At 39.4% G+C, this 10,559-nt stretch carries 11 protein-coding genes and 1 pseudogene; 5 read left to right on the top strand and 7 right to left on the bottom strand.

Annotation, left to right across the window (positions count from 1 at the left end; genetic code table 11):
* Positions 1-398: 398 nt before the first annotated feature.
* From L634_RS0126955 to L634_RS0126935, 5 genes are all read right to left on the bottom strand, one after another.
* The gene (locus tag L634_RS0126955) at positions 399-815 is read right to left on the bottom strand and encodes a VOC family protein (protein WP_026585089.1); all 417 of its coding nucleotides are present in this window, start codon (positions 813-815) and stop codon (positions 399-401) included.
* 252 nt (positions 816-1,067) lie between these two features.
* Positions 1,068-1,583 (bottom strand): SRPBCC domain-containing protein, encoded by a 516-nt coding sequence (locus tag L634_RS0126950; protein ID WP_026585088.1) that lies wholly within the window; start codon positions 1,581-1,583, stop codon positions 1,068-1,070.
* Positions 1,584-1,612: 29 nt separating this feature from the next.
* A complete protein-coding gene (locus tag L634_RS0126945) occupies positions 1,613-2,068 on the bottom strand; it encodes a DoxX family protein (protein ID WP_198029838.1) in 456 nt (151 codons plus the stop codon).
* A gap of 48 nt (positions 2,069-2,116) precedes the next feature.
* Entirely contained in the window at positions 2,117-2,449 is a 333-nt protein-coding gene (locus tag L634_RS0126940; protein WP_026585086.1) for an ArsR/SmtB family transcription factor, read from the bottom strand.
* 516 nt (positions 2,450-2,965) lie between these two features.
* Positions 2,966-3,577 (bottom strand): recombinase family protein, encoded by a 612-nt coding sequence (locus L634_RS0126935; RefSeq protein ID WP_026585085.1) that lies wholly within the window; start codon positions 3,575-3,577, stop codon positions 2,966-2,968.
* Between the two features lie 764 nt (positions 3,578-4,341).
* Here L634_RS0126935 and L634_RS32335 point away from each other — a divergent pair.
* Both L634_RS32335 and L634_RS0126925 read left to right on the top strand, forming a co-directional pair.
* Positions 4,342-5,076 (top strand): cytochrome P460 family protein, encoded by a 735-nt coding sequence (locus L634_RS32335; RefSeq protein ID WP_051428428.1) that lies wholly within the window; start codon positions 4,342-4,344, stop codon positions 5,074-5,076.
* Between the two features lie 102 nt (positions 5,077-5,178).
* Entirely contained in the window at positions 5,179-5,868 is a 690-nt protein-coding gene (locus L634_RS0126925) for a DUF4405 domain-containing protein (protein ID WP_026585084.1), read from the top strand.
* 115 nt (positions 5,869-5,983) lie between these two features.
* Here L634_RS0126925 and L634_RS0126920 read toward each other — a convergent pair whose 3' ends face one another.
* Positions 5,984-6,901, bottom strand: coding sequence for an AraC family transcriptional regulator (locus tag L634_RS0126920; RefSeq protein ID WP_026585083.1), 918 nt, complete (start codon positions 6,899-6,901; stop codon positions 5,984-5,986).
* A gap of 366 nt (positions 6,902-7,267) precedes the next feature.
* Here L634_RS0126920 and L634_RS31870 point away from each other — a divergent pair, with 366 nt between their 5' ends.
* The 3 genes from L634_RS31870 (at position 7,268) to L634_RS0126905 (ending at position 10,199) form a co-directional block, all read left to right on the top strand.
* Entirely contained in the window at positions 7,268-8,440 is a 1,173-nt protein-coding gene (locus tag L634_RS31870) for an MFS transporter (protein WP_034263325.1), read from the top strand.
* A 95-nt stretch (positions 8,441-8,535) separates the two neighbouring features.
* Positions 8,536-9,276 (top strand): SDR family oxidoreductase, encoded by a 741-nt coding sequence (locus tag L634_RS0126910; protein WP_026585082.1) that lies wholly within the window; start codon positions 8,536-8,538, stop codon positions 9,274-9,276.
* Positions 9,277-9,347: 71 nt separating this feature from the next.
* On the top strand, positions 9,348-10,199 hold the full coding sequence (locus tag L634_RS0126905) for an aldo/keto reductase (protein ID WP_026585081.1): 852 nt from the start codon (positions 9,348-9,350) through the stop codon (positions 10,197-10,199).
* Positions 10,200-10,291: 92 nt separating this feature from the next.
* Here the strand turns inward: L634_RS0126905 and istB are convergent.
* Positions 10,292-10,559 (bottom strand): annotated as a pseudogene (istB, locus tag L634_RS0126900) (IS21-like element IS643 family helper ATPase IstB); the annotation flags it as partial.

Genomic DNA, 10,559 nt, shown 5'->3' with positions numbered 1-10,559 from the left:
CGTGTGCTTAACTTTTTATATCAAAATGAAAGGAGAAATTTATTCATTCTCAGCTTTAAAAAGTATCTCAATCTCCAAATTACCTGTCAAGGAAATCACTTGACAGCCAATTTGGAGATTGAGGAGGAGTCAGTAAGCTGAGAAGGAGATTCCTTAGCCTTGAAAAAGACTGAACCCCAACTAATAAGCAAAGAAGCCGAAAAACGCTTCTCTTCTTAGAGTTACCCATAAACTGAAACCAAAATCAATTTGTGTAGGGAGCATTGACAGTTTCGTTCATATCAGTACATTACTTCACATAATTCTAATCTGATAAAAGATAAATAAAAGGATGATACCCTTTAAGACATCATCCTTAGAATATTAAAGCTGAATAAACTAACTCTAAACCTTAAAGTTTATTCCTGATTAATTGCACTTTCATTCATATAAGCAACTTCCCATATATGACCGTCTAAATCCTGAAACCCCCATATATACATAAATCCATGATCTTGATGGTCACTATAAGATTTACCACCAGATGATAATGCCTTATTTACTAACTCATCCACTTGATCCCGGCTTTCAGCTGATAAGCAGAAAATCGCTTCGGAAGAAGTAGTGGTATCCACAATTTCCTTCTTACTAAACCCTTTGAAACGTTCTTCAATCATTATCAAGGCATAGATATTGTCACTGATGATCAAACAAGATGTGGTCTCATCGGAGAATTGTGGGTTGAACTCAAAACCTAGCTCCTTGAAAAAGTTGGTGGACTTGTTCAAGTCTTTTACCGGTAAATTGATAAAGATATTTTTGGATGTGAATGCCATTTTTATTACCTCCTGTTAAAATTACTGGCAAGAATACCATGTCAATTTTATTCCCTTTAACTAAACTGCTACTTCAGAAAAAAAGAGCGACTGCTGTTCCGAAATCGTCCATTAAGCGTAATTATATCTAATTCACTCAAGTAATTTTCTTCATTATCGGCAAAGTTAAATACCCTACCAGAAGGCATATTTATTCGATGCTCCTAATCCTTCCTATAGGTACAGGTTTCTTTACTGAACTGCGTGATTTTCTTATTTCAGCTGCTGAAGAACCTCTTCTAGGCGGTCCCAAGTTTCGGTGATTCCTTGCAGCATGCCCATGTCCATAACGGTCTTGAGGCCCTCCGCCGACGCATATTCACCACGGTTGATCAGCTTCGTCTTTCCGCCCAGATCGATGAATTCCAATGTAACATTAGTCGATGGCATGTCGTCATTCGTATTACCCTCGGCATCCGAAAAGAAATCGACATAGACGATCTTCTCCGGCTCGATGATCTCCTTATAAACCCCTTTGCCCCAAGATTCCATACCGTAATATTCACCTTGATTTTGATCCACACACTTCATGCAGTAATGCCATACGCCGCCCGGTCGGAAATCGACGTTGCAGACAGGAAGCTCCCACCCTTTGGGACCCCACCAGTGTTTGAGATGCTCGGGCTCTTTAAACATCTTGAACACGAGGTCGCGGGGCGCGTCGAAAATACGCTCCAGCACGAGTACCCGATCGTTCTCTACCCTCGAAATCATAGTGTTGTTGGACATTTCCATTCCTCCCCAAAATTTTTGTTAAGTTATTTCGATTGACTAAATGAAACGGCATTTCGTTTTTTATGGTAAAAAACATAGGACCCTGCAATCAAAATGTACCCGATAATGAAAAATACCCAAGGGTCGCCTACTGCTATAGTTGAATACATGGCACCCGTCAAATCGATGACAAATCCGGCATAAGCCCATTCCTTAATTCGCGGAAAGCCAGGCATCAGTATAGCAATTACACCTAACAATTTGGCAACGCCAATAAAGGGAAGAAGGTATGCAGGGTACCCTAAATGTTTAAATAAAACAACTGCTTCAGGGGCGGACATTATATCAGGAATAGAACCTAAAAGCATTAATGCTATCAAAAGCCCCGTAAAAAACCAGTATCCTATTGTTATTTTCTTCAGAGATACATTATTTCCTTCTTTGGTTTGGTCATTCCTAATAAATTTCCGATCTTCTACAGACGTTAAAAGGTTTGCCATGACCTCATTCCTCCAATATCGTTTTTTTTTAAATCTTTGGCAGGACTACTACTTGTCGTCACGGTTCACATCCTTTCTTTGTAGGTCCTGCAGGTAATCGTCCAAGCGGTCAAATCTCTCGTTCCAAATGTGGCGGTAGGACTCTAACCAGGAATCAAGCTCTTTGAACGGCTCAGCCCTCAGCTTGTAGATCCGTCGATTGGCGATTGCATTCACCTCGACGAGCCCTGCATTACTTAGTACACGAAGATGTTTGGAAGCTTGTGGCTGTTTGAGCCCAAGTCGATCGGCAATCTCCCCTACCGTGAGAGGGCCGTCACGTAAGAGTTCAACAATGTGTAGTCGGTTGGGCTCAGCAAGAGCATTCAAAGTTGTTTTCATGAATTGAATATACCTTAAAAGGAATATTCCTGTCAAGGAATATAGTAAATATTTTTTAGCAACGGTTTTCTGATGTTCGATAAAAAAGGATAGAGGACATTAACACCAGGAAGGTTCTAATGTCCTCTAACAAAAAAGGATTTTATTATTTCCGCAAAGGTTTATATGTAGAGATTACAGGGGTAATCCGTTATTCAAGAATATGGCCCTTTAATTGAACAAGGTTTCTAAGGAAAAAATGAATACTTTATACAAATCTAGTTAACATAATGCTAATTTTCGGAAGTTCCGAAACACAAAACCCCTTGGTGCCCAAGGGGTTTCAGCATGTCTGAAATGATCGTTTATGCATGATTTTATACAACGCCTATAAATCAACGTTTTTGGCTTCTGAAGAAGCCCGGCAGCTGCATAAATTCCTTAGAAAACACATGGCAATTTGTTTAAAAAATGCAACCAACGATTGCAGAGATTAAGCCTACAAGGGAATTAACAAGCAAAATGTCGGTAGCACCCCTATTCGCTTCGTTCTAATTCTTTTTTAATCCCATAAATAGTATTTCTGGAAATCCCTGTTTCACGATGAATATTCATGACGGACTCATTTTGTTTTAACAAGCGAACAATCTCATTATAAATAAGACGATCTTTTCCTTTTGCTCCAGCATGATACTTTTTAGGCTTTCCTTTAAAAGCTCCACGCTCTTTTGCAATGGCAATTCCTTCACGCTGCGCGGTTCTAATTCGATTTCGTTCCTCTTCAACCGTCCATGAAAGAAGAGTTAAAACTAAATCAGATACGAGCTGCCCTACACCCTCTAACTCTTTGTATTTTCGAGTATCAAGAATAGGCATATTTAATACCACAATATCAATCTCTTCATCCATGATTTTCTTCCACTCATTACGAATTTCTTGCTTATTGCGTCCGAATCGGCTTAAATCATGAACAACTAGCACATCACCGAAGCGCATTTTTGAACGCATTTCTCGATACACTGCACGGGAAAAATCTTTACCTGATTGCTTTTCTGTATAGATTTTCTCGCAACCAAAGGCTTCAAGTTCCTTCAGCTGACGATCTAAATTTTGATCAGCAGAGCTAACCCTCGCATAACCAAAAATCATTCATTTTACACCTCTTTATTGAACAACTTATAATGAACACTCCTATACCTTGTGTCACTTTAGACGTTATTTTGCATCAATTTTAATCGCTATTTTGCATTATAAGTAATAAAAAAAGTTATCTTAAAATGATAGCTGATAAGTTAAAATAAAGTTCTTTAATTTAAAATAAAGTGGTTAAAACAACAGTTATGATATTTCATTAAAGGGCCATTTAGTTGAGTAACTCATTTTAAATGTTTATACCCCTGATTAAATCTTCTTTGCCCTCTGTCATTCTCTTCTTCCTCTATAAATTGACGCTGTTTTTCATAGGGGATGACAATAGATTCTTCACCAATAATATCCCACTGGTACCGTTATGACATATAGCAGTTAAGTCATTCCATTCTAGTAAATAATTCTATACGAAGCTATTTGTGATTTTATGAAAATAAACAGTCGTATAACTTTAATTTTTATTGTGGTAGGATTAGGCAACCATTTGAGAGGAATAGGATATCGGTCGTTTTTTCATTTGCTGCATAATAAAAAAGCCTCTACTTTTTCTATAACTATTATTCTGTTGAAAAATAAAACCCAAAGTTCTAAACAGTGTACACTTGATGAAAAGAACATAAGCAGCTAGTCCCCAATAATAATAGTCATTACCTCTGGTAAATCAGTATTTATTACCATAAAAACAGCACCATATCCCAGAATCTTATACAATTTTGACTCTAACGAATCAATACAAATACGAAAAATTGTAGGAGGAAAACAATATGAAAAAACTATTATTTCCATCCCTTGCATTGGTGATGTCCCTTACTCTTACTGCTTGCAACAACAATAATGACACAAATGAGGTTCCCCAACAGGAGCCATCGGGTGACACCTCACAGCAGGAGCCATCTGGGTATGACCGTGAACTTGTCAAATTCCCTGAGAACTACGATAAGGGTGTGAACTACACGACTGTGCATCGAGGAAATGTCAGAGAGGAACTCTATACGAGCCGGGAAGCAATCGAAGCAGTGCAGAACGGGGAGACGATTCCTGACGGCACCGTAATCACTCTCGAAATCTATAGGGATGAAGAGCTTGATGAAATCTTCGTGATGGAAAAGCGCACTGGTTGGGGCGACCAAACTCCGCAAGGGACACCACGTAATGGAGATTGGCAATACCAGGAATTCAATGGAGACAGGTCGTTGGATTACGAGGAAGATATCGGTCGCTGTTTTACCTGCCATGCGAATAAGGAACGGGATGACTTTGTGAACACGTTGGATGAAATGAAGAGTTATGATTTTGAAGATTTTACAGGATCAAAGGACAGCAGTACAGAATCCCAGATCGCAGGTGTCACCACAAATCACTGGAAGGTAAAAGCGGTAGCTGATAATCTAGAGGACTCGCGGGATATTTTACATGGAAATAGCTTCATGGAAGATGAAGAAAAAGCAGGGATTATCCAGAAGGTTCTTTTGATGACTCATTTTAATCAGGAGACATAAGGGATTTCTTAGCATTTAAACGGGATATGGATATATTCACCAATAAAACGTCCCGACGGAAACCAATCCAGGTATTAATTAAATTAGAAAGAGGAGAACTTCTTGAAACGAAATATGTTGATCAGGCTGGTTATTGATCTTTCTATGACAGTTCTGATGTTAGTTGCAGTGGCTTACCAGATTACTGGAAATACAATCCATGAACTGGTAGGAGTTATATTGTTTTTGTTGTTTATTGCCCACAATTTTTTAAATCGACGGTGGTATAAGACAATTTTTAAGGGAAAGCACAATGTAGTACGTATTCTGAGCATAGTGGTCAATCTGCTTTTTCTTGTATCTATGGCTGTGGTGATGATAAGTTCTGTGCCAATTTCCCGTGACATATTTCCTTTTATTCCTATAAACAATGACGCGATTCTCTTGCAGATACATGTTATGACTTCATATTGGGGATTTATCTTCATGGCTGTGCATATAGGAATGTCCTGGGGAACAATTATCAATGCAGTAAGAAACATGACGGGGATTACCAGCACCAGCCGTGTCCGCACGATCGCATTGCGTATCATAGCGATCTTGATTGTTGTCTATGGTATGCAGACTTCCTCCGAGAGAGATATGCTTTCTAAGTTAACCATATATAATCCATTTGGGTGGAGCTTTGAAGAGTCCCCCATGGGATTTTTAATAGATCATTTAGCTATCATGGGAATATATATCAGTGGGACTCATTATGTTCTGAAATTTGTTCGGAAGCAGGATAAAGCTATGTCTTACAAAAAGAGTTAAATTGCAGAGTAAAAAAGTGCATTAATCTAATTACGGATTAATGCACTTTTTTATATATTTAAAGTGTAGCTGCCACTATATTTTAGTATATAGAATGAACCTCCGTGAAGGGGAATCAAGCTTTTACCGTTTGGTCATATTGCTCCCTCAGGCGCTTTATATCTTCTTTTGGTGGTAAACCAAACATGCGCGAATATTCACGGCTGAATTGTGATGGACTTTCATAGCCTACCCGGAATGCAACATCTGCTGCATCTGCTGATTCGGATAATAACAGGCTTCGGGCTTCTTGAAGTCTCAGTTGTTTTTGGAATTGAATTGGGCTCATCGCGGTTACCTCTTTGAAGTGCCGATGAAGTGAAGAAACACTCATATTTGCTATTTCTGCAAGTTCCTCAATCTTAAAAGGCTTTTCATAGTTATTCATGATATGTTCAATCACGTCACTGATTTGATGGGTAGAACTTCCTTCTATTGCTATTTGCTTCAGCATACCCCCATGTTCTCCTTGCAGAACCCTATAGATGATTTCTTTCACGATTAGAGGAGCAAGTACCTTGATGTCTTTCGGAGTATCTAGCAAACGAGCTAATCTTGTTACCGCGTCTAGCAAAGATGGCTCTATTTTGCTGACATACATACCTCGTTTAGCATTTTCCTTCTTGTCAACTCCCATTTGGAATTCACGTAACACCTCTAATATTTCACTCGGTGTAAATTCAAGTTTGAGAGCAAGATAAGGAACTTCGGAAGAGGCTTCCGTGACTTGTCCGGTAATTGGCAGGTTAACGGATGCAACAAGGTAATCGGCAGGACCGTACCTGAAGCGCTCCTGTGAAAGCAATACCTCCTTCATCCCTTGAACGACAATGCATAAGGAAGGCTTGTGAACTCCGTAATGTGGTCCAGTATCATTAGAATAACGGGAGAAAAATAAAGACGGAATAGCAGTCATTTGAGATCCGTCCCGTCCTGTGTGACTCTCTATGATTTTAGCGAGCTCAACTCTTTGTCTGTATAATTGTTCAAACATAAAATCCTCCTTTATTTTCTTCGTCCGCGATGGTCCCATTATAAAGCTAATTCACTTTCTACGTAAATGGTTATGAGAGGATTAGGCAATCATTTGAGAAGAATGGGATACCGGTCACTTTTTCGTTTGTTGCATAATAAGGATGTGGATAAATAATGTAACCATTTAAAGCGATATTATTACAAAGAAGGGAAGATCAATCATGCAAGAGCGTAGATTGCGAAGAAGTAATCCCAAGTTTTCTTCTAACAGGCTGGTTGTATGGAAATAAGTTATGGTTATAATATAGCAGTTTGAGGGGGATTTTTACTAAGTAATTTAATAAGAACATTATTACATCATAGATAAAGAAGTGGGTAGAACAGAATGAACAATACATGGAAAATTTACATGCTGACTCTTATTAGTTTCGTGGTCGGCACTTCACAATTTGTTATTGTAGGTACTCTGGATAAAGTAGCTGCTTCTGTAGGTGTATCGGTAGCAACAGCAGGGCAACTCATTACTGTATTTGCTCTTGGTAACGCGATTGGTACGCCCCTTGTCATGGTAGCAACCTCAAAGATGGATCAGCGTAAGCAATTGTTACTAGCTCTCGCCATCATATTACTCGGTGTCATTGGGGTAATTGCTCTTCCAGGCTTTGGTTTGCTGATGGCCTCTCGCATCCTACTCGGGGTGGGAACAGGAGTTTTTGTTGTCACCGCCTATGGTATAGCTGCAAAGCTGGCAGCTCCTGGACGTCAGGGGGGAGCGATGGCCAATGTCGCCATGGGCTATAGCTCTTCTCTTGTCTTCGGCGTTCCTCTCGGTCGTATGATTGCTTCGTCTTATGATTGGAAGGTCATCTTCTGGGGCATCGGACTCTTCAGTCTACTAGCTATCTTTGTCGTTACAAGGACCATTCCGGTTATGGAAGGCGAAGCATCTGTTTCTTTGGGCAAGCGTCTTGCTCTCTTGAAGAATCCAAGGGTCTCACTCACCCTTGCTGTAACCTTCTTTGTATTTATTAGCTATTCGATGCTCAATACGTATATCACTCCGTTTCTGACAGCCGTTATTCCAACTATGAAAGAAAAATTAAGTATGATTCTCTTAGCAATGGGGATTGCGAGTTTGATTGGCTCTAAGGTAGGTGGCTTATTAGCAGACCGCATCGGCATCGTCCGCACACTGGTCGGCTCCATGGCTATCCATATCATCTCTCTAGTCTTACTGTCTACTGTCTCTGGCTTTGGATGGGTAATGATTACCCTTCCTTTACTCATAATTTGGGAGATTGCTGCTTGGACATTCGGGCCTACCCAGAACTTTAACCTGGTCTCGCTGACTCCAGAAGCTTCTGGTATCGTGCTTAGCCTCAACAGTTCCTTCGTGCAACTCGGATTTGCTGCAGGTGCTGGAATTGGAGGTATTGTTGCGGGAAGGTCATCGGTACTAGAGATCAGTTGGGTTGGAGCTACATCAGTGGTGATTGCTCTACTGATTGGGGTGTTTTTATTTAGACGCAGTCGTGCGCTCTCAAGTGCAGAGCAGTGAGATTTTAGAATATAGATTCAGCAGATGATTTGCTTTTCACAAATTATCTGAATCAATAAATGTACCTTTTATTTAAGAAAGGATAGATAAAAATGATATCTAATACAAGGGATAAAGTTGTGATTATTACAGGTGCTTCCAGTGGGATTGGAGAGGCGACAGCTAAAGAACTTGCTTCTAAGGGGGCAAAGTTAGTATTGGCAGCTCGTCGTGAAGATCGTTTACAACAGTTACAGAAAGAAATCGAAAAAAATGGTGGAAAAGCGATTTATAAAGTAACCGATGTAACGTCGCATGAACAAATGGAAGAGCTAGCTGATTATGCACTTCAAGAGTTTGGAAAAATTGATGTATTAGTGAATAATGCGGGTGTTATGCCACATTCATTTCTATTTAAGAAAAGAGTGGAAGACTGGAATAAGATGATTGACGTCAATATTAAAGGCGTACTTTATGGGATTGCGGCTGTGCTTCCATCCATGAGAGAACAAAAATCAGGACATGTTATTAATTTGTCTTCAGTAGCTGGACATGTTGTTGGAGCTGGAAGTACGGTCTACGCGGGAACAAAGTTTGCGGTGCGTGCGATTACGGAAGGTTTACGTAAAGAAGAATATAACAACAATATCCGCACAACTATTATCTCACCAGGAGCCGTTACGAGTGAACTAATAGAATCAATCACAGATATGGACTTGAAACCTGGAATTGAGGAAATCTATAAAGGTGCCATCGACGCTGAGAGTATTGCTCGTGCGATTGCTTTTGCTATTGAACAGCCATCAGATGTAGCGATTAATGAAATGCTTATTCGTCCTACACATCAAGAGAGATAATTTAACACGAAAAAATTTCGTTTATTGTAAGTATGATGTTCCGATTATTTAAAATACAGGAGGAATTTTTTATGCAAAAAATAATTTTAAACAATGGTGTTGAGATGCCTCTACTAGGCTTTGGTGTTTTTCAGATTCAAGATGAAAATGAATGTGAACAAGCCGTTTATGATGCTATTATGGCAGGCTATCGTCTAATCGATACGGCTGCCTCTTATCTAAATGAAGAAGCAGTCGGCAGAGCAATCAAGCGGAGTGGTGTGCCAAGAGAGGAATTGTTTATTACGACAAAACTCTGGGTTCAGGATGCGGGTTATGAAAGCACAAAGAAAGCATTTGAAAAATCACTGGAAAGACTGCAATTGGATTATTTGGACTTATATTTAATTCATCAGCCATTTGGTGATGTATACGGTTCTTGGCGTGCGATGGAGGAATTGTATCGGGAAGGTAAAATCAAGGCTATCGGAGTGAGTAACTTCCATCCAGATCGCTTAATTGATTTAATCATTCATAATGAAGTGATTCCTGCTGTTAACCAGGTTGAAACGCATCCTTTCAACCAGCAAATAGAAAGTGCTCAATTCATGAAAGAGAATAATGTGCAAATACAGTCTTGGGGACCATTTGCTGAAGGAAAAAATAACATGTTCCAAAATGAAATTTTAGTATCAATTGCTGAAAAACATAATAAATCCGTTGCACAGATAATCTTGCGATGGTTGACACAAAGAGGAGTCGTTGCGATTCCGAAGTCTGTTCGCAAGGAAAGAATCATCGAAAACTTCAATATCTTTGACTTTGAATTAGGTCAAGAGGATATGGACCAAATCGCTACGTTAGACACGAAAGAGAGTTTATTCTTTTCTCATAGGGATCCTGAAATGGTGAAATGGATCGGTACCCGTAAACTTGATATTTAACGTTTGTTTCCCAAAAAAAGTATATAAGAACTAATCAAGAAAAAGCCGTGTAGACGTCAAGTTGAATTTTACACTTTTTGCTCGTTTCCTTTTTACACTTCTGCTGAAAAAATGCTTTTCCGGTTTTTCATGCGATGACTTTCCTCGTTTTCACCTCCATGGATGACTTCCACACGATGAAGTAAGCGATCTAAAATAGCTGTTGTAATCCCTTGGTCCCCAATTAAATTACCCCACTCATCTGGACTTTTATTTGAAGTCAGGATGATCGAACTTCGTTCGTACAAATGATTAATCAAGTGAAAGAATAAGTTTGCTTCTCTCTGGTCCATGGCCATATACATTAAATCATCGATAATC

This window comes from Bacillus sp. J33 (assembly GCF_000518885.1).
Lineage (GTDB): Bacteria > Bacillota > Bacilli > Bacillales > Cytobacillaceae > Cytobacillus.
This window is presented reverse-complemented; position numbering and strand designations above follow the sequence as displayed.

What these genes read in the sequence shown, in the direction of transcription:
- L634_RS0126955 (WP_026585089.1), bottom strand. Translation starts at nt 815, where the DNA reads ATGGCATTCACATCCAAAAATATCTTTATCAATTTACCGGTAAAAGAC.
- L634_RS0126950 (WP_026585088.1), bottom strand. Translation starts at nt 1,583, where the DNA reads ATGTCCAACAACACTATGATTTCGAGGGTAGAGAACGATCGGGTACTC.
- L634_RS0126945 (WP_198029838.1), bottom strand. Translation starts at nt 2,068, where the DNA reads ATGGCAAACCTTTTAACGTCTGTAGAAGATCGGAAATTTATTAGGAAT.
- L634_RS0126940 (WP_026585086.1), bottom strand. Translation starts at nt 2,449, where the DNA reads ATGAAAACAACTTTGAATGCTCTTGCTGAGCCCAACCGACTACACATT.
- L634_RS0126935 (WP_026585085.1), bottom strand. Translation starts at nt 3,577, where the DNA reads ATGATTTTTGGTTATGCGAGGGTTAGCTCTGCTGATCAAAATTTAGAT.
- L634_RS32335 (WP_051428428.1), top strand. Translation starts at nt 4,342, where the DNA reads ATGAAAAAACTATTATTTCCATCCCTTGCATTGGTGATGTCCCTTACT.
- L634_RS0126920 (WP_026585083.1), bottom strand. Translation starts at nt 6,901, where the DNA reads ATGTTTGAACAATTATACAGACAAAGAGTTGAGCTCGCTAAAATCATA.
- L634_RS31870 (WP_034263325.1), top strand. Translation starts at nt 7,268, where the DNA reads ATGAACAATACATGGAAAATTTACATGCTGACTCTTATTAGTTTCGTG.
- L634_RS0126905 (WP_026585081.1), top strand. Translation starts at nt 9,348, where the DNA reads ATGCAAAAAATAATTTTAAACAATGGTGTTGAGATGCCTCTACTAGGC.